The sequence below is a fragment of the Ideonella lacteola genome (assembly GCF_038066555.1).
Classification (GTDB): Bacteria; Pseudomonadota; Gammaproteobacteria; order Burkholderiales; family Burkholderiaceae_C; genus Ideonella; species Ideonella lacteola.
Window position 1 is genome coordinate 1 of sequence record NZ_JBBUTG010000041.1, and the last position, 17,852, is coordinate 17,852.

Sequence of the window (17,852 nt, forward strand, 5' to 3'; positions counted from 1 at the left end):
CCGTGCGCTGGCCGCCGAAGGACGGACAGCCCATGCCGACGATGAAACCGGCACGCGTAAGCCGTTGACGTGTCGCTGAGACTTCACCAGCCAGCTACGTTCTGATGCCTAACGTTCGAGGTAAGGGGCCTGCCGCAGGCAGGTCCCCTTGACCGAGGGGTTAGATTCTGAACGCGCCATTCCACATGAAGGCCAGAAACGCGATTGAAACGAGGAAGATGAGTGGCGCAAGCCAGTTGCGGGTAATGCGGAAGGGAAGCTCTCCCTGCTTGACTCGTTTCCATTCTTTCTTAAGAACAGGTCGCGCGTACTCGTTAGCCGATTCGATGGCGGCAAGTGCATCTGCGACGCCCCCTCCGCTGGCGAGAGCCTCATTCTGAATTCTTACCGCCTTGACCAGAAGTCGAAGCAGTTCTTCGTGCTCAGGCTCCTCTGGATTTAGACGCAGCTTAATCCTGCTCAGCGTTTCGGCCGCCTGGTAGCGCAACTCTCCAATCTTCTCGTCGCCAATGAGAAGTGGAACCTTGTCTTTGTATTCGGGCCCGAACGTGTGAACGACTTCAACCGCCCGAGCGAATGCACGTGCTGCGCCCAAGAACTTGGCCAAGTCCTCACGAAGAGCATCTATCCATGCTTGCCGAAACTCTGAGGTCTTGAGCTCTTTGGTCAAGGTGAGATTGACGAAGGCGACGGCGCCAGCTATCAGTGCGGCGACCAGCGTGGCAACGGCAGCAAGAGCTTGAGCTGGTAGATCGGCGTGCATAGAAGAATCTAACGTTCGACGTAAGGGGCTGGCCGCAGGCCAGTCCCCTTGACGGAGCGGTTAGGCAGAGCGGGTAGGGCACCGAGATGCCTGGAACGCAATGCCACAACCGACATGTATTTCAAACCCGGTGGCCAGGCGAGACATGCGTTGGTGGAGTAAGAGGCTTGCACGACAAGTGCTACGACGCTGGCCGGGAGAGAAGAAGGACTTCAGCTACCTCAGAAGAGCGGTGAACGCATGCCGTGGCAGAGATTGCCCACAGAGTACCACCGGCGGTGACCAAGGAGGGGGATTCCAGCGACCGTGGTGTGCTGCTGCGGCCACCCACATGTGCCCAGGCTGACTTGAATACGGCCGGAGCCGCCGCGGACCGTGCGCTGGCCGCCGAAGGACGGACAGCCCGCGCCGACGATGAAGCAGGCACCCAGAAGCCGTGGACATGTTGATGAGAATTCACCGGCCCTGCTGCCTTCTGATGCCTAACGTTCGACGTAAGGGGCGACCCGCTCGCGGGACGTCCCCTTGACGGAGGGGTTAGGCATGGTGGCCAGAGTACCGAGATGCCTGGAACGCAATGCCACAACCGACATGTATTTCAGGCCCGGCAGCCACGCGAGGCGTGCGTTGGTGGAGCAGAAGACTTGCATGACAAGTGCTACGACATTGGCCTGGACAGAAGAAGTACTTCAGCGGCCTCGGCAGAGCAATGAATTCTCGCCGTGGCAGAGATTGCCCACAGAGTACCACTGGCGCTGGCCAGACGAGGCAACCTGAAGCCTCGGCATGCTGCCGCGGTTACCCACATGCGCCCGCGCTGACCAGAGTACGGCAGGAACCGCCACGGCCCGTGCGCTGGCCGCCAAAGGACGGACAGCCCGCGCCGACGACGAAGCAGGCACCCAGAAGCCGTAGACACGTCGATGAGACTTCACCGGCCTGCTGCTCTCTGATGCCTAACGTTCGAGGTAAGGGGCTGGCCGCAGGCCAGTCCCCTTGACCGAGGGGTTAGCCGTCAACGGTGGTGGAAGCGAAGGGGCCTGAAGCATGACGGTGCACCGCAAGTGGCTATGGTGCTGGACTACGGCGACGTGCGAACCAGATGGGGAGAAACATCCCAAGGCCGAGCCAAGGAAAGCTCTGAGAGAACATGACAATCACGCCGACCTCGCCAGCGAAGACTACTCCTGACATTGCAACGACAACGCCAACCAAGGCATGAACCAAGGCAACATTGTGACGATCAAGAAGAGCCGCCCGCCAGCTAAAGAAGAACGCCAAGCCACCAATGAATGGGCCCGCGACGACAAACAGATTGGGGCGGTACGTGTAGGCGGCGACTGAGGCGGCGACGACCAGTGCCGCGCAAGTTGCTGGCGCAGTTCTCTCCCACTGCGCGTAGCGCTCGGCACGAACCTTCGCGACTTGAGATGGTTGGGGTTCCATTGACGGCTAACGTTCGACGTAAGGGGCCTGCCGCAGGCAGGTCCCCTTGACGGAGCGGTTAGGCAAAGGGCCAGAGCAGCGAGATGCCCGGAACGCAATGCCACAACCGACATGTATTTCAAGCCCGGTGGCCCGACGAGGCAGCGACTGGCGAAGCAGAGTGCTTGCATAACAAGTGCTACGACGGCTGGCCGGACGAGACGAAGAATTTGAACTGCCTTGGCAAAGCGCTGAAAGCTTGCCGTGGCAGAGATGACCGACAGAGTACCACCGGCGCTGACCAGGCAGAGCGCCTTGTGGCCTTGGCATGCTGCCGAGGCTGCCCACATGTGCCCAAGCTGACTCGAATACGGCTGGAGCCACCACGGCCCGTGCGCTGGCCGCCGAAGGACGGACAGCCCATGCCGACGGTTGAGTTGCCACCCAGAAGGCTCTGACATGCCGCTGCGTCTCCAACAGCCTGCTGCCTTCTGATGCCTAACGTTCGACGTAAGGGGCTGGCCTCAGGCCAGTCCCCTTGACGGAGGGGTTAGGCAAAGCGAGTGGGACGCCGAGATGCCCGGAACGCAATGCCGCAACCGGCATGTATCTGAAGGCCGATGGCCAGACGATGCAGAGACCGGCAAAGTAGAGTGTCTGCATAACAAGTGCTACGACGCTGGGCGGCTGGGAGGAAGGATTTCAGCTACCTTGGCAAAGCGCTGAAAGCTTGCCCTGGCAGAGATGGCCCACAGAGTACCACCGGCCGTGACCAACGAGAACGATTCCGGCGACCGTGGTGTGCTGCTGCGGCCACCTACATGTGCCCATGTGCTGACTTGAATACGGCCGGAGCCGCCACTGATCGCACGCTGGCCGCCGGAGGACGGACAGCCCATGCCGGCGATTGAGTTGCCCCCAAAGAAGGCTCGGACATGCCGCTGCACCTTCACCAACCTGCTGCCTTCTGATGCCTAACGTTCGACGTAAGGGGCGGCTTGCGGCTTGCCGCAAGACGTCCCCTTGACGGAGGGGTTAGGGCGCTGGCTGAGCAGGGAGACGCCCTTGAGACTATTCATTGTTTGCCTCTGTGAACTCACCGCCGACCTCCAGATGCTCGACGAGCTTGAGTGCCAGGAACGCATAGACCGACTCAGGCTTGGTGTCGTTCTCGACGTAGCGGATATGTAAGACGGAATGGCGCGCTCCGTGTCGAGAATTTGCCTCGCTCACGCCTTGAAGGACATTGGCTATGAGTTCTGACTTGTCCAGTGGTTCATGCTGACACTTGCCAACCGGAGGGAGGCATTCGCAGACAGGAACGCCTTGCGGCTGACTGCCAAGGCGAAGCTGCAGGAGATTGTGACGAGGCCCAGTGATCTGACTTGCGGCAAGAAAATCACCAACGCGGGCGAATTGCATTCGTAGCGCTCTAACGTTCGACGTAAGGGGCGGCCGCAAGTGGGCGAAGCCCGCTTGTGGACGTCCCCTTGACGGAGGGGTTAGGCAGCACCCGCGCTTGCCGTGACTAACGACGCGAATACTTGTTCATGATGCATTCACCACAACTGGGCGCTCCGTAATCTTTGAGATTCGTGCTGCGACGATGGATGCATCGAGTTCGTCAGTACTTTGGCCAACCTCGACTTGCCTGTGGCCAGAAATGTGAACCGTGACATACCAGTTTGGCGGGCCTTGGTGGTTGAGTGGCTGATGAACCTCGATTCTCTCAACCAGACTTACCATTGCGACCGGCCTGCCGTTCTGCTCGACTTTGCCTGTCTTTCGATCGAACGTAGTCGTGGTGTGGCCATAGCGCAATGTCACGCGACCTGGAAGGTCATCAGCGATCTCAAGATAGCGATAGCCGAACGCCTTTCTGACGATGCGGCCAATGGTAGCGAGTACGCTCACGTGATGCCTAACGTTCGACGTAAGGGGCTGGCCGTAGGCCAGTCCCCTTGACGGAGGGGTTAGGCTTCATTTCGGCTCGAGCAAGATGCGATCTTGCTGCGTACCGGCCGAAGCCCGGCGAATGACGAAGACAGCCTTCTCTCTTGGGTAGCCATCTGCACCGACGTTGAAATCAAACTCTCCGTTTGCTAGTGCGTGAAGTTCAGTGTGAGTCAACTGACCATTGAGACCAAAGAAGAGTGCAACGAAATCATCAGGCACAGACTCGTAACGGATGATGCGGCCACAGTTGTTTCTGTTTGCCTTTATCAACTGGCAGATCTGCTCGCGAGTGGTGCCTGACTTGAAGAAGTAGAAGTATTCCCACCCAAAGGTAGTGAGCTTCGATAGGTTCACTTCCTTGGAAGTAGGATCGTGCGTGACCTGGCCAATCTTCTGGCTGATTTGGCCCGCACCGTTGCCCAGCTCGGAGCACGCGACCAGAGCAATGACTAAAATCGAACAGAGTGCGCGGCGCATTGCTCTTGAAGCCTAACGTTCGACGTAAGGGGCTGGCCGCAGGCCAGTCCCCTTGACGGAGCGGTTAGGCAGAGCGGGTAGGGTACCGATACACCCGGAACGCAATGCCACCACCGACATGTATTTCAGATCCGGTGGCCAGACGATGCAGTGACTGGAAAAGCAGAGTACTTGCATAACAAGTGCTACGACGCTGGGCAGCTGGGACGAAGGATTTCAGCGACTTTGGCAAAGCGCTGGAAGCTTGCCAGGGCAGAGATGGCCCACAGAGTACCACCGGCCGTGACCAACGAGAACGATTCCGGCGACCGTTGTGTGCTGCTGCGGCCACCCACATGTGCCCGTGCTGACTTGAATACGGCCGGAGCCGCCACGGACCGCACGTTGGCCGCCGGAGGACGGACAGCCCAAGCCGACGATTGAGTTGCCCCAAAGAAGGCTCGGACATGCCGCTGCGCCTTCACCAACCTGCCGCCTTCTGATGCCTAACGTTCGACGTAAGGGGCTGGCCGCAGGCCAGTCCCCTTGACGGAGGGGTTAGGCGGCTGGGTGGAGAAGAGACTGCTCATTTTAGGAGCCCCCTAAACACCGCGCACCTGATCTAGCCCAAGTTCGTCTAAGAGATGGTTGGGAACGAAGCCGATTTGGCACGAGTTACACCAGAAGCCGTAGACGAACTGCGAACCGGGTGCGCCAACAATCTCGGAGCTTGAGTAGCCCAAACCGCTTGGCAACGCGTACATCTTGCGACTAACCGCTTCGGACGAGCGACAGGTCGGGCAAACAGTTTGCAGAAGCGCCCTTGCCAGCTTCTCTTGGTGTTCAGTCAGAGACGTTGCACTGCCAGTGGCTTGCACCCACACCTCCTTTGCCTCGTCGACGGTGAGACCAAAGACTTCTCTGACTGCTCGAATTGCTGCAAGCGGATCATTGGCTTCGGCCAGAACTTCGCGGAATAGCTTGTGTGGTGATGTCGTCATACCTTGCGCACCGCGATCGTGACGCTTCGGTGCTGAGTCGTCTGCGAGACGCCTAACGTTCGACGTAAGGGGCTGGCCGCAGGCCAGTCCCCTTGACGGAGGGGTTAGGCAGAGCGGGTAGAGCACCGAGATGCCTGGAACGCAACGTCACGACCGACATGTGTTTTATGCCCGGCAACCATGCGAGATGCGCATTGATGAAGCAAGGGACTCGCATGACAAATGCTACGACGCTGGCCGGGAGAGAAGAAGTATTTCAGTTGTCTCGGCAGAGCGCTGAAAGCTCGCCGGGGCAGAGATTGCCTACAGAGTACCACCGGCGCTGACCAGGCAGAGCAACTTGCGGCCTTGGCATGTTGCCAATGCCACCCACATGTGCCCAAGCTGACTTGAATACGGCTGGAGCCTACACGGCCCGCGCGCTGGCCGCCGAAGGACGGACAGCCCACGCCGACGATGGAGCAGGCACCCAGAAACGGCAGACATGTCCCTGAGACTTCACCGGCCCTGCTGCCTTCTGATGCCTAACGTTCGACGTAAGGGGCGGCTTGCGCCTCGGCGCAAGACGTCCCCTTGACGGAGGGGTTAGGCGTCAGGCGTGACATAGCAGGCGGGTTACATGAGCTACTTCTTTGGAGCGGCATCGGGAAGGAAGTATCGGTCGAGGCTCCACGATTCGAACTTTCCTTCACCTATGTACCGGTAGGTCGACTTTCCATCTTCTCCACGGTAGACCTTGCCGACTACAAGTTGAGGCATTCCGGGCTCTACGACTTCTCGGAAGGCCGTGCCTTCAAGAAGCTCGGTCTTCCCAGTCCTCGTGTCGATTCGATAGACACGCCCATCACTGGCTGTGATGAGTTGGAATGAAGGGGCTGTCTCGGCTGCTTGAATGCATTGGAGCGCTGCGAAGAGCAAGCAGCCTACAAGAAGGTGGTTGGTGACCATTTGCTTCGACTCCCTTATGAGGCCTAACGTTCGACGTAAGGGGCTGGCCGCAGGCCAGTCCCCTTGACGAAGGGGTTAGGCCACTGCCGTACTGACGGCGCACGACTCACACCATTTTCGACTATTGTGGTTTCCGTTGCTTTTTGAGTGCCTCAGCGTGAGCCATGCAGGTTTGGTAGGCTTGCCTGTAGGATGGGCTTTCCGACGAAACCGGTTCTTTGGCGAGAGCGTCTCTCGTTTCACGAAGAGTTTGCTGAAACATAGGATTATTCTTCAAAGGTGACCATTCGTCGCTCATCGGAGAAGCGACGCCGGTTGCTTGCAAAGCAAAAGCCCAAGCAACCCACTCATCTGGAAACGAGTCAGGCGACACATAGACGGCGACCGCCCAAGCTTGACAAGTGGCGAACCCCTTGATGCCTTCATCCGTGGCCACCTGCGCGACGGCGTCCGTAGTGGCTGCGGCAGCGAAGAGGGCTACGAAACGAAGAGTGGCGTATATGCGGTGTTTCATGGGCCTAACGTTCGACGTAAGGGGCGGCCCGCTTGCGGGACGTCCCCTTGACGGAGGGGTTAGGCGCCGCGTTCATGGGCTATGCAGATCAGGCTCACCGGAGCCGCTGAGCACGCGCTGCTCAAGAACAAGTTGGATTCCCCTTGGAAGCTGGACAGTGATGTTCTCTACAGTGTATTGATGATGAATGTAGCCAACTTCACTCTGGCTCGACACGACTAGAACGGGACCGAACTGTTTGGCGACGAACTTCATACCCCACTGGGAGGCCGGTGTTTCCTTCCAGTTTGGATCGGGTGAGTGATAGCCGGCGGCTCCGCCTGCGACATTGCCAGAGACTGTGATGATGGGTTCACCTGCTTCGACCGTCGTAACGACAGCTTGCTTTGCCTGGGCCGATCGCAGCACAACACGCTCAACTCCGTGAAGTGAAAAGGACTGAGCAATGCGTGAGTCGTCGGCGCGACTGGGTGCGGCAATGGTGAACACTGCAGCTAGCAGGATGGAAAACCGACTATGCATTGCGGTGCCTAACGTTCGACGTAAGGGGCTGGCCGCAGGCCAGTCCCCTTGACGGAGCGGTTAGGCAGAGCGGGTAGGGCTCCGAGATGCCTGGAACGCAACGCCACGACCGACATGTATTTCATGCCCGGCAACCATGCGAGATGCGCGTTGATGAAGCAAGGGACTCGCATGACAAATGCTACGACGCTGGCCGGAAGAGAAGAAGTATTTCAGTTGCCTCGGCAGAGCGCTGAAAGCTCGCCGTGGCAGAGATTGCCTACAGAGTACCACCGGCGCTGACCAGGCAGAGCAACTTGCGGCCTTGGCATGCTGCCAAGGCACACCCACATGTGCCCAAGCTGACTTGAATACGGGTGGAGCCACCACGGCCCGCGCGCTGGCCGCCAAAGGACGGACAGCCGATGCCGACGATTGAGTTGCCCGAAAGAAGGCTCGGACATGACGCTGCGCCTTCACCAACCTGCTGCCGTGTGATGCCTAACGTTCGACGTAAGGGGCCTGCCGCAGGCAGGTCCCCTTGACGGAGCAGTTAGGCATGGTGGCCAGAGCACCGAGATGCCTGTAACGCAATGCCACAACCGACATGTATTTCAAACCCGGTGGCCCGACGAGCCGGTGACTGGTAAAGCAGAGTGCTTGCATAACAAGTTCTACGACGCTGGCGGGACGGGAAGAAAAGTTTGAACTGCCTTGGCAATGGGCTGAAAGCTTGCCTTGGCAGGGCGGGCCCACAGAGTACCACCGGCGGTGACCAGGGAGAGCGATTTCCAGCGACCGTGGCGTGCTGCCACGGCCACCCACATGCGCCCAAGCAGACTTGAATGCGGCTTGAGCCGCCACGGCCCGTGCGATGGCCGCCGAAGGACGGACAGCCCACGCTGACGGTTGAGTCACCCCCAGAAGGCTCCGGTATGCGATTGCGCCTTCACCCACCTGCAGTCTTTGATGCCTAACGTTCGACGTAAGGGGCCTGCCGCAGGCAGGTCCCCTTGACGGAGGGGTTAGGAGTCTTTGGGTACCTGTGGCGAGGCGGCATTTCTAGATGACCAGAACCAGATAAGTGCGACTGGCAAGTAGATCATGAGCGACACCACCGCAGATCGACTACTTTCTGACCACGTATCTGGAAAAGGCAAGTTGTATCCGATTACGATGGTTAGCGTGGCAGAGCATAGGCCGAACAGCGGCGCCAATGCTAAGAACCACAAAGCGAGGGCCGGCCTATTTGCGACAAAGCGCTTAGTTGAGCACGGGATAGCAAGCGTTGCAATTGGTAGGAGAAAGCTCAGAAAGTCAGAAATACCGGACGGGCCTGCTAGTGGGCCACCGAACTTCATTGAGGAGAAGATCGTGCTCCAAAGAATGAGACCGACCAGCAGTGCTAGAACGAAGCTGATTGCTTGCACCGCAGACTCCTAACGTGATTTAGACGTCAACGCTGGACTCCCCATGTGGATATAGACATCCAGATGTAGGGATGAAGGCGAAAACGTCGTGGTCATAGGTGGATATTCTGCGCGACGCACCAAGGTGGCGCAAGCCGGCTGTTCCCGGAGGGCCTAACGTGATTTAGACGTCAACGTTGGACTCCACATGTGGATATAGATATCCAGATGTAGGGATGAAGGCGAAGACGTTGTGGTCATAGGTGGATATTCTGCGCGACGCACCAAGGTGGCGCAAGCCGGCTGTTCCCGGAGGGCCTAACGTTCGACGTAAGGGGCTGGCCGCAGGCCAGTCCCTTTGACGGAGGGGTTAGGTGTCGGCGATGAAGCCAAGCAACCTAGCAAAGGCATCGAAGTTCCTTGCGCCTAGCACCCATTCGTTGGATTTGTCTGTGCTCCAGCGAAGGCGAAGCACTGGAGGATCTACAGAATTTGCATGGAAGTCTAGGACGATCGGGGAGTCTGAGCCAAGGCCGAAGTCGCCGATGACGAGGGCCTGCTCAGGGACTATTTGATGCAGCGCACCAAACCTTTCCCAGAAGTCACCTGCACCACCTTTCTGTCTTTCCTGGGCAATGGTGGAAAACGGTGGCGGCTCGAGAAAGATCAGCGACTCCTCTTCGGCGAATAGGCGCACCCGCTCGGGTGGCACCAGTGGATTGAGTTGCTGCGCTGTCATGGACGGTCCATTCGCACCTGGCCAGACGCCCGATGAGATGAGGCGAACCAGACCCTCCGGGAGAGGGAGACGCGAATTACTCATGACACCTAACGTTCGACGTAAGGGGCTGGCCGCAGGCCAGTCCCCTTGACGGAGGGGTTAGCCATCACCGCTTGCTACCCTGAGCCGGCTTGGACTTCGGGTCTTCCTTTTCGATGTTCTTGCATGCATCTGGTAGGTTGGCGCACAGATAGTCTCGCAGGGTAAAGGTGTAGACGAATACGGATATGGCCTCTGACTGGTCGACGTAGGCGGTGACGCCTTTCGACGACCACTCCACCACCCTTCGAAACTGTTCATCGGACTTGTCTGAATCGGGCTTGCCGTACCGAGCCAGCGCGGAGCGCAGAGGCACAGGCGTAGGAGGCTCCCATCGAATGTCCTTTACCTCCCACGGATCGCTGGGAGGATTCCGTTGAAGGCTCGCGACCTTCTCCGGAAGCCCTTGAAGAAGTTCGGCTTGCCAGCTCTCGATCGACTTGTCAGCTTGCCGCTTGGCCAACTCCACGGCTAGTAGGCGCGTGGCCTCAACTTCATGTTCCAGCTTGACTGCGAGCGATCCATCTATGCCAACGCCAGAGATTTGAATCAAGCGCTGATGCGGCTGGAGCCACACTGGCTCGAGCTCAGTAAGGGTGGCATTGGGGAACTGTGTCTTGAGGTCTTGGAGCCTGGACTTGGCCGATATTCCCAAGAAGCCCTCGCCAAACGCTAGATGCGCGTATAGCGTGAGAGCGGCGCCAAAGAGCCAGAAGCGGAGCGTCTTCATGTTGTGGCGAGCTCTGATGATTGATGGCTAACGTTCGACGTAAGGGGCGGCCCGCTTGCGGGGCGTCCCCTTGACGGAGGGGTTAGGCTTCACCTTGAAGGGCGCGCTTGTACGGCGCGGCGTACCAGAGCATGAAGCCAATGAGTACAGCTGCAAGTGTGCCAATGGCCCAGACGAACTTGGCCTTCCGATAGATAGGGGCCTGCATTTCAGGAGTGATGATCGTGCTTCCTTCGCGCTCAGCAGCTACGACCCAGGGCCAGTGCAAGGGCCCTGGAGTTTGCAGCCATACCTTGACGGAAACTCTAGGCGGGCAGACCTTAGCGTTGCAAAGTTGTGGCGCGTTGGAGCATTCCACCCTGACCTCGCCCAGTTTCGCTGTTTGTAGATACGCCACACGCTGACCTTTGAAAGTACCAGTTTTAACCGTGGCGGTTGTCTCGATCGCGTCGGCCAGACGAAGACTCGAACTAAGCGTAAACCAGTTTGCTGCGATCACCATAGCGGCCGGAATGGCAAGCCAGCGGAAAACGGTGAACTGCGTGTCGGTCATGAAGCCTAACGTTCGACGTAAGGGGCTGGCCGCAGGCCAGTCCCCTTGACGGAGCGGTTAGGCAGAGCGGTCAGACCACCGAAATGCCTGGAACGCAATGCCACTACCGACATGTATTCCATGCCTGGCAGCCAGGCGAGGCGGGCGTTGGCGGAGCAGGAGACTTGCATGAAAAATGCTACGACGCTGGCCGGACGAGGTGAAGGACTTGACGTGCCTTGGCAAAACGCTGCAAGCTTGCCTTGGCAGAGATGGCCCACAGAGTACCACCGGTGGTGACCAGGGCGAGCGATTCAAGCGACCGTGGCGTGCTGCTGCGGCTGCCCACATGTGCCCAAGCTGACTTGAATACGGCTTGAGCCGCTACGGCCCGTGCGCTGGCCGCCGAAGGACGGACAGCCCCCGCTGACGATGAAGCAGGCGCCCAGAAGCCGTAGACTTGTCGCTGAGACTTCACCGGCTCGCTGCCCTTTGATGCCTAACGTTCGACGTAAGGGGCCTGCCGTAGGCAGGTCCCCTTGACGGAGCGGTTAGGCAAAGCGGCCGAAACACCGAGACGCCTGGAACGCAATGCCCCAACCGACATGTATTTCAAACCGGTCGGCCAGACGACGCAGGAGCTGACAAAGCAGAGTGCTTGCATGACAAGTGCTACGACGCTGGCCGGACGCGACGAAGGATTTGAACTGCCTTGGCAAAGCGCTGCAAGCTTGCCTTGGCAGAAATGTCCCACAGAGTACCACCGGCGGTGACCAAGGAGATCGACTCTAGCGACCTTGATGTGCTGCTGCGGCCACCCCCAATGTGCCCAAGCCGACTTGAATACGGCTGGAACCGGCGCGGACCGCGCGCTGGCCGCCGGAGGACGGACAGCCCATGCCGACGATTGAGTTGCCCCAATGAAGGCTCGGACAGGCCGCTGAGACTTCACCAACCTGCTGCTTTCTGATGCCTAACGTTTGACATGAGGGGCGGCCAACGGCGTAGCCGTTGGACGTCCCTCCTCGATGGAAGGGTTAGGCCTCTGTGGCGTATGCGAGGACGTTAGTAGATCACTGGCGTGCACGCGAGCCTCCCACTTTTGCACTCTGGGCATGTGTCACCGGTCTCGAAATCTAGCGCTAGCTGACCGAGCCTCTTGCACTCTGGGCAGGTGACTTCTTGGATCGGGTAGTTCACAAAATAGCTTCCCTCAATTGCCTCTATCAGCAAGTACTCTCCTGTCGGTTCCAGATGCCACTCTACTTTTGGCTGCTTACGCTTGTTCTTGGGATTGTGGGTTATCGACTTCTGAACCTTGTGGAGCTCGACTAGCTCTGCTATCTCTGGCCCCCACGGACTCTTCGTAGGCAGCTCAAATCGGGTGAGGCAACCTCTACAAATGGCACCACTACTTCCAGTGTGATGGCTGTGACCGGAGTAGAAGCTGAACTCGCATGCCGAGCATTTGCACGATTGACCGAATGCCATGGGGCTACCAGGAGCGAATGAAGAGGCCTAACGTTCGAGGTAAGGGGCGGCCGCAAGTGGGCGAAGCCCGCTTGTGGACATCCCCTTGACTGAGGGGTTAGGCCGCATCGCGATCAAAGTGCCTCTGGTAGAAGCCCAAGTACCGTGTGTTCACTTGAAGGCAAGTGATCTGCGCATACTTTAGCCGCTCAGTCTTGGTTGACCACCTTCCGGTACCGGTGAAGGTGTGAAACTCAACTTGAGCCGCTGTTGCTCTGATTGGGCGGCCAATCGCGAACTCCGGGGAGGGGCCAAGCTCCCGCTCCAGAATCATGAGAGGGTAGTGATCAGAAAGCTGCTGAATCAGCGACTTCCACCCCTCCAACTGCAAAGGCATAGGAGCCTGAGTTCCAGCCTGAATGCCTTCGCGTTTCAAGAGGCGCTCTTGAAACTCATCGGTTTCGGTTCGCCTGACTTCCGTGATGTCTGATCGACGTAGAACAGTGAGCCCATCAAGCTGGAAGTCGCGAACATACTCGAGAGCCACCAAGTTGTCGGAAAGGCCCACCAGAAAGCCTTGAATTCCGAAGTCGTCGACATCGCGTCGTCGAACGGAAACGAGACTTTTCGTCTTGAGGTAGGCGGGTAGTGTTTGCATCTTGAATGCGGCCTAACGTTCGACGTAAGGGGCCTGCCGAAGGCAGGTCCCCTTGACGGAGGGGTTAGACGGCTGCGTGGAAGACGAACTCACGACTTGCCCTTACCGCCGGCGGCTCGAATGACACCAAGTTGCTTGGTGAGCCACACCTGGCTCTCGACCGGTGCCTCACTTCCACACTTGACCTGATATGACTTGCCTGAGGAACTGCTCTTTGCGGCGGCAAGCTCAATGAACTGCTCGGTTGACTGGACTGTGCTCTTGCCTTCGATGTACTCCAACTTGCGAAGCAAGTGGTCTTTGGCCTCGGCTCCGCTGTACCAGGAACCGTTGCGGTTGAACTCACAACCTGAGGCTTGTAGCTTGGACAGCAGCAGATCGATCTCGACACGTACGGGCGCAGCGGTTGGGGCTGCTGCGGCCAAGCTGCAGGCAAGTGCGGCAACGACAGAGGTGAGGAGGCGCATTTCGATGAACTGTGCCGTCTAACGTTCGACGTAAGGGGCTGGCCGCAGGCCAGTCCCCTTGACGGAGCGGTTAGGCAGAGCGGCCAGAGCACCGAGATGTCTGGAACGCAATGCCGCAACCGACATGTATTTCAAACCCGGTGGCCCCAGGAGCGAGTGATTGGGAACGCAGAGTACTTGCATAACAAGTGCTACGACGCTGGCCGGACGAGACGAAGAATTTGAACTGCCTTGGCAATGCGCTGAAGGCTTGCCGAGGCAGAGATGGCCCACAGAGTACCACCGGCGCTGACCAGGCAGAGCAACTTGCGGCCTTGGCATGCTGCCGAGGCCACCCACATGTGCCCAAGCTGACTCGAATACGGCTTGAACCGACACGGCCCGTGCGCTGGCCGCCGCAGGACGGACAGCCCACGCTGACGGTTGAGTCACCCCAAAAGGCTCCGGTATGCGATTGCGCCTTCACCCACCAGCAGTCTTTTATGCCTAACGTACGACGTAAGGGGCTGGCCGCAGGCCAGTCCCCTTGACGGAGGGGTTAGGTGGCTGACCGGTAGCAGCGAAATGCATTTATAGAGCCTCCAGCGGTGAGCGCAGCCACCACGGGCCAATAGAAGACCAGGGACACGGCTGTCACGACGAGCGAAACCAAGAGGACTGCCAGTGCGGTCGGCTTGCGATGAGACATTGAGCCCAGGCTACAAAGAGCAAGACCAGCGAGCACAAATGGAAGCGCTGCCCACCCTACGAACCACCACGGTGAGGGACTCTCAGCCGAGAATACGAAGCGCAATTGAGAAGCCGCGGCTTCAAAGGTGAAATGGGACTGAGGCGTGGCATGAAAAAGAAGAATGAACCAACTGCCTATTGGACCGATGGAGGCCATTCCGAAAAGCAGAGCAGCCCACACCTGCGGTGCCAGCCGAGACTTTCCCTTTTGAAGTGATGAAACCGTGGACATTACTTTGCCACCTAACGTTCGACGTAAGGGGCTGGCCGCAGGCCAGTCCCCTTGACGGAGGGGTTAGCCCTCATGCTTCTTGCGGAGAGCGTCGAGAAGCTGAGCAGTCTCTTCCGGACTGCGCAGGACCATGGTGCGAACAACCTCCTTGGCAGGCGGAACCACCTCGACCGGCAGTTGAAGTCCAACATAGCTACCTGCATCTCCAAGGGCATTGCGAATGCTGGGGCTCTTGATGGCGCTATGGGACTGGCTTACCAACTCTGCCACAAACGCACGATAGCTTGGATCGTAGGCGACGTTTTGATTGAGATTCAGCTTGCCCTCGCGCTCGGCACGAAGAACCGAGTGAGCTCGCATGCCATCAACTACAACGAAGCGACGGGCTGGTTTGGGCTCCGAAGCAACATGCAAGAGCGAGGAGAGATTTGCGAACTGAGGCTCGGCTAGGGTTCCGGAGTCCTGTTCAGTAGATGTCGACTGAGGAACTGGCCAATCTTGCAGCCAAATTTGAGAGACTGCGGCAACGACTGACACTAACACCGAACTTCCCTTGCAAAGAACCGAGACGCAGACCTCTCTGTGAAAGGACGGCAACAGGAGGACTCGAATGGATTGATCGGCTTCAGCAAGTTGCCAGTCGTTTGCGAAACCGCCCATACCCATTGCGCGGCAAACGTTTTCAGAGGTGTAGTTGGCGGAAAGCATGATCACTGAGGGCTAACGTTCGACGTAAGGGGCTGGCCGCAGGCCATGCCCCTTGACGGAGCGGTTAGGCATGGTGGCCAGAGCACCGAGATGCCTGGAACGCAATACCGCAACCGACATGCATTTCGTGCCCGGCCGCCATGCGAGGCATGCGTTGGTGGAGCAGGAGACCTTCACGACAAATGCTACGACGCTGGCTGGACGAGACGAAGGAGTTCAGCGACCTTGGCCAAGCGCTGGAAGCTTGCCTTGGCAGAGATGGTCCGCAGAGTACCACCGACGGTGACCAAAGCGAGCGATTCGAGCGACCTTGGCATGCTGCCGCGGTGACCCATATGTGCCCAAGCTGACTTGAATACGGTGAGAACAGCTACGGCCCGCGCGCTGGCCGCCGAAGGACGGACAGCCCACTCCGACGACGAAGCCGGCACCCAGAAACCGTTGACATGTCGCTGAGGCTTCACCAGCCAGCTGCTTTCTGATGCCTAACGTTTGACATGAGAGGCTCGACCCGGCTTGCCGGGGCGAGTCCTCTCGATGGAAGGGTTATGCGTCTTGAGGTGTCGCTCGATCTCTTTGGAGAACTTTGCTCTCCACTGCAGCCAGCCGCGATGAATGTAGGTTGAGAAAAAGGCATACGGGTGATTGGCCACACTTTTACCCAAGAGAACGCTTTGCACCATGCCTAGGTGCTCAGCATTCCACGCCCAGAGGACCCGGCCGGAAACTGCGATCTGGTGAAACGGTTCCGGAAGGTCTTGGTAGCGAAGACCGCTTGCCCGATGCAGGCATCCTGTGCAAGAAATGGAAAACGCTGCTTCATCCCAGGTTGGCGATGTGTCTCCGACGATGAGAAAACCCTCTTCGTAGGGCGATTCCTTCGCGATTGCGCAGCCTCCGCACTTGGGGCAAGCGACCTCGATCAATGTTGGTCGTTGCTTGTGGTCATAGCGAATGTGACTTCGCCCCGCGCCATAGCGCATGGACTTTCGCGGCTTGCGCAGATTAGGAAGACGCATAACGTTCGACGTAAGGGGCTGGCCGCAGGCCAGTCCCCTTGACGGAGGGGTTAGGGATCTGGCCACATAGTAGCCACTGAATATGCGCCTAACCCTGAAATCCGGGCCCGATAATAGCGAGAAACGCCAAGATGCCAGCAATGGCGGCTCCAACAATGAGGAGCACCGTTCTACCAGGAGACCGCTCCGACTTCTGGATGATCTGAACGTCATCGATCTTGATGTGGTCCTGAACATCCGAACCGTCTTGAACGCCAACGATCTCGGTGGAACTCACTGACGTGAGTGTGATGCCGGTTTGTGAATGGTCTTTGTACGTGACCACAACGTAGTCCGAGGGCTTGAGCAGAGTTGTGACTGCCACTGATGGATCAGTTCCGGGCGCTCGACGATCGGCAACTGTGCTTAGAGTGGAGCAAGCGGCCATGGAGATGGCGCATGCGGTAGCGACAAGGCGAGTGAGTATTGAATGCACGAGTAGAGCGACTAAAAAGGGGGAGAATGATCCCTAACGTTCGAGGTAAGGGGCTTGCCGCAGGCAAGTCCCCTTGACCGAGGGGTTAGGCGCTGCTGTCATTGGGTGACCTTGCGTCCATTGGACCAAATGCTCTTTGCATGTTCATAGCACGCGCTGCAAAGGAGCTTGATGTTGAGTTGCTCTTCAACCTCCGAGGTCCACTCTCCACCGGCTTGAACTCGGGCCTCCTCGCACACCGAGCACCAGGCATCGGGGTGCTTGGCGACGGAGCCGGCGGACCAATGGAAGCCAACAGAAACCCCCGAAAGAAGGGTGCCTGCAATGTGCTGACAGACAAAGGACTCTTCTTGCCAGCCGTGTGTCTCACACTTGACCTTCTCGACTTCACTCATATTGCGTTCGATTCGATTGACGAGGACTCAGTGCGACGACGAACTTGAGAACAGTACTTCCGGTTCGCTGGGCGTGACTTTGCAGAGCCTAACGTTCGACGTAAGGGGCCTGCCGTAGGCAGGTCCCCTTGACGGAGGAGTTAGGCCGACGGCGGAAAGCAAAATAAGTGGTCATTGCGTTGCAAGCGGGACAATTGACGCCACGGAGACTGGGGGCGCTAAGGGGGTGCTTATGTTGCCAGCATCTCGGCGGCGAGACCGACCTCATCTAGCTCGACCCTCGCGCGCTGGGCCTGATACTTGCGGCCGAACGGGCCAAGCGTGATCTCCTGAATGAGTCGCCACTCTTCTAGAAGAAGTTCCGGGGATTGCTCAGATAGGCCTGGCCCAACCTTTCGCAAGGTAGCTACCTGGCGGACTGAAAGTGGGGCGTGCACGCGAATGCGAAGGAAGAAGGTTGGATCTACTTCTACCGCGCGTTGACTCATTGTGCCGACTCGATTTGGGGAGGACCTGCTTGAGGGCCTAACGTTCGACGTAAGGGGCTGGCCGCAGGCCAGTCCCCTTGACGGAGCGGTTAGGCAGAGGGGGAAGGGCACCGAGATGCCTGGAACGCAATGCCACAACCGACATGTATTTCATGC

General features: G+C 58.4%; 15 protein-coding genes. 2 read left to right on the plus strand and 13 right to left on the minus strand.

Annotated features, from left to right (window positions below; translation table 11 throughout):
• Positions 1 to 160: 160 nt before the first annotated feature.
• Positions 161 to 763 carry a hypothetical protein gene (locus AACH06_RS29230; RefSeq protein ID WP_341429352.1) on the minus strand — a complete coding sequence of 201 codons (603 nt, stop codon included), beginning with the start codon at positions 761 to 763 and terminating at the stop codon, positions 161 to 163.
• 1,218 nt (positions 764 to 1,981) lie between these two features.
• Between AACH06_RS29230 and AACH06_RS29235 the strand changes: the two genes are divergently transcribed.
• Entirely contained in the window at positions 1,982 to 2,107 is a 126-nt protein-coding gene (locus tag AACH06_RS29235) for a hypothetical protein (RefSeq protein WP_341429353.1), read from the plus strand.
• Between the two features lie 1,152 nt (positions 2,108 to 3,259).
• Here AACH06_RS29235 and AACH06_RS29240 read toward each other — a convergent pair.
• The gene (locus AACH06_RS29240) at positions 3,260 to 3,610 is read right to left on the minus strand and encodes a hypothetical protein (protein WP_341429354.1); all 351 of its coding nucleotides are present in this window, start codon (positions 3,608 to 3,610) and stop codon (positions 3,260 to 3,262) included.
• A gap of 291 nt (positions 3,611 to 3,901) precedes the next feature.
• Between AACH06_RS29240 and AACH06_RS29245 the strand changes: the two genes are divergently transcribed.
• Positions 3,902 to 4,153 (plus strand): hypothetical protein, encoded by a 252-nt coding sequence (locus tag AACH06_RS29245; RefSeq protein ID WP_341429355.1) that lies wholly within the window; start codon positions 3,902 to 3,904, stop codon positions 4,151 to 4,153.
• Between the two features lie 15 nt (positions 4,154 to 4,168).
• Here AACH06_RS29245 and AACH06_RS29250 read toward each other — a convergent pair whose 3' ends face one another.
• The 11 genes from AACH06_RS29250 to AACH06_RS29300 all read right to left on the minus strand — a co-directional run bounded on the left by AACH06_RS29250 (position 4,169) and on the right by AACH06_RS29300 (position 17,208).
• The gene (locus AACH06_RS29250; protein WP_341429356.1) at positions 4,169 to 4,621 is read right to left on the minus strand and encodes a hypothetical protein; all 453 of its coding nucleotides are present in this window, start codon (positions 4,619 to 4,621) and stop codon (positions 4,169 to 4,171) included.
• Between the two features lie 581 nt (positions 4,622 to 5,202).
• Complete coding sequence (locus tag AACH06_RS29255) at positions 5,203 to 5,601, minus strand: hypothetical protein (RefSeq protein ID WP_341429357.1); 399 nt, start codon at positions 5,599 to 5,601, stop codon at positions 5,203 to 5,205.
• A gap of 1,069 nt (positions 5,602 to 6,670) precedes the next feature.
• Complete coding sequence (locus AACH06_RS29260) at positions 6,671 to 7,063, minus strand: hypothetical protein (RefSeq protein WP_341429358.1); 393 nt, start codon at positions 7,061 to 7,063, stop codon at positions 6,671 to 6,673.
• Between the two features lie 72 nt (positions 7,064 to 7,135).
• On the minus strand, positions 7,136 to 7,552 hold the full coding sequence (locus tag AACH06_RS29265) for a hypothetical protein (RefSeq protein ID WP_341429359.1): 417 nt from the start codon (positions 7,550 to 7,552) through the stop codon (positions 7,136 to 7,138).
• Between the two features lie 1,791 nt (positions 7,553 to 9,343).
• On the minus strand, positions 9,344 to 9,712 hold the full coding sequence (locus tag AACH06_RS29270; protein WP_341429360.1) for a hypothetical protein: 369 nt from the start codon (positions 9,710 to 9,712) through the stop codon (positions 9,344 to 9,346).
• 148 nt (positions 9,713 to 9,860) lie between these two features.
• On the minus strand, positions 9,861 to 10,523 hold the full coding sequence (locus tag AACH06_RS29275; RefSeq protein WP_341429361.1) for a hypothetical protein: 663 nt from the start codon (positions 10,521 to 10,523) through the stop codon (positions 9,861 to 9,863).
• Between the two features lie 82 nt (positions 10,524 to 10,605).
• Entirely contained in the window at positions 10,606 to 11,076 is a 471-nt protein-coding gene (locus AACH06_RS29280) for a hypothetical protein (RefSeq protein WP_341429362.1), read from the minus strand.
• A gap of 1,567 nt (positions 11,077 to 12,643) precedes the next feature.
• A complete protein-coding gene (locus tag AACH06_RS29285; protein ID WP_341429363.1) occupies positions 12,644 to 13,183 on the minus strand; it encodes a hypothetical protein in 540 nt (179 codons plus the stop codon).
• Between the two features lie 89 nt (positions 13,184 to 13,272).
• Positions 13,273 to 13,650, minus strand: a complete 378-nt coding sequence (locus tag AACH06_RS29290; protein WP_341429364.1) for a DUF5329 family protein — start codon at positions 13,648 to 13,650, stop codon at positions 13,273 to 13,275.
• A gap of 1,024 nt (positions 13,651 to 14,674) precedes the next feature.
• On the minus strand, positions 14,675 to 15,319 hold the full coding sequence (locus AACH06_RS29295) for a hypothetical protein (protein ID WP_341429365.1): 645 nt from the start codon (positions 15,317 to 15,319) through the stop codon (positions 14,675 to 14,677).
• Positions 15,320 to 16,911: 1,592 nt separating this feature from the next.
• Positions 16,912 to 17,208 carry a hypothetical protein gene (locus tag AACH06_RS29300; RefSeq protein WP_341429366.1) on the minus strand — a complete coding sequence of 99 codons (297 nt, stop codon included), beginning with the start codon at positions 17,206 to 17,208 and terminating at the stop codon, positions 16,912 to 16,914.
• Positions 17,209 to 17,852: the final 644 nt, after the last annotated feature.

Excerpts from the sequence above, each read along its gene's own strand:
- AACH06_RS29230 (WP_341429352.1), bottom strand. The coding sequence starts at position 763 with ATGCACGCCGATCTACCAGCTCAAGCTCTTGCTGCCGTTGCCACGCTG.
- AACH06_RS29235 (WP_341429353.1), top strand. The coding sequence starts at position 1,982 with ATGAACCAAGGCAACATTGTGACGATCAAGAAGAGCCGCCCGCCAGCT.
- AACH06_RS29240 (WP_341429354.1), bottom strand. The coding sequence starts at position 3,610 with ATGCAATTCGCCCGCGTTGGTGATTTTCTTGCCGCAAGTCAGATCACT.
- AACH06_RS29245 (WP_341429355.1), top strand. The coding sequence starts at position 3,902 with ATGAACCTCGATTCTCTCAACCAGACTTACCATTGCGACCGGCCTGCC.
- AACH06_RS29250 (WP_341429356.1), bottom strand. The coding sequence starts at position 4,621 with ATGCGCCGCGCACTCTGTTCGATTTTAGTCATTGCTCTGGTCGCGTGC.
- AACH06_RS29255 (WP_341429357.1), bottom strand. The coding sequence starts at position 5,601 with ATGACGACATCACCACACAAGCTATTCCGCGAAGTTCTGGCCGAAGCC.
- AACH06_RS29260 (WP_341429358.1), bottom strand. The coding sequence starts at position 7,063 with ATGAAACACCGCATATACGCCACTCTTCGTTTCGTAGCCCTCTTCGCT.
- AACH06_RS29270 (WP_341429360.1), bottom strand. The coding sequence starts at position 9,712 with ATGACAGCGCAGCAACTCAATCCACTGGTGCCACCCGAGCGGGTGCGC.
- AACH06_RS29275 (WP_341429361.1), bottom strand. The coding sequence starts at position 10,523 with ATGAAGACGCTCCGCTTCTGGCTCTTTGGCGCCGCTCTCACGCTATAC.
- AACH06_RS29280 (WP_341429362.1), bottom strand. The coding sequence starts at position 11,076 with ATGACCGACACGCAGTTCACCGTTTTCCGCTGGCTTGCCATTCCGGCC.
- AACH06_RS29285 (WP_341429363.1), bottom strand. The coding sequence starts at position 13,183 with ATGCAAACACTACCCGCCTACCTCAAGACGAAAAGTCTCGTTTCCGTT.
- AACH06_RS29290 (WP_341429364.1), bottom strand. The coding sequence starts at position 13,650 with ATGCGCCTCCTCACCTCTGTCGTTGCCGCACTTGCCTGCAGCTTGGCC.
- AACH06_RS29295 (WP_341429365.1), bottom strand. The coding sequence starts at position 15,319 with ATGCTTTCCGCCAACTACACCTCTGAAAACGTTTGCCGCGCAATGGGT.
- AACH06_RS29300 (WP_341429366.1), bottom strand. The coding sequence starts at position 17,208 with ATGAGTGAAGTCGAGAAGGTCAAGTGTGAGACACACGGCTGGCAAGAA.